Genomic DNA, 355 nt, shown 5'->3' with positions numbered 1-355 from the left:
CGTCTACCCGGCGCTGAAACTCGGGCCGGCCTGGTGGTTCCACGACAGCCCGGAGGGCATGCGCCGGTTCCGCGAGATGACGACCGAGACGGCCGGCTTCTACAACACCGTCGGCTTCAACGACGACACCCGCGCCTTTCCATCCATCCCGGCTCGCCACGATGTGGCGCGTCGGGTCGATTGCGCCTTTCTTGCGCGCCTCGTCGCCGAGCACCGGCTCCGCGAGGACGAGGCGCACGAGCTGGCGCAGGATCTGGCCTATACGCTCGCAAAAAAGGCGTACCGGCTCTAACGGCGCTTGCCGCCATCGTTCAAACGGGAGGAAACCAATGCTGCATTTTTCTAGACTGGCGGG

1 protein-coding gene is annotated in these 355 nt (G+C 65.4%); it reads left to right on the top strand.

Annotation, left to right across the window (positions count from 1 at the left end):
- A partial coding sequence (locus tag E5W87_RS09710; protein WP_292396438.1) for a glucuronate isomerase occupies window positions 1-292 on the top strand: 292 nt, incomplete at its 5' end.
- Window positions 293-355 lie beyond the last annotated feature (63 nt).

The organism is Mesorhizobium sp., from assembly GCF_004962925.1.
Classification (GTDB): Bacteria; Pseudomonadota; Alphaproteobacteria; order Rhizobiales; family Rhizobiaceae; genus Mesorhizobium.
This window is presented reverse-complemented; position numbering and strand designations above follow the sequence as displayed.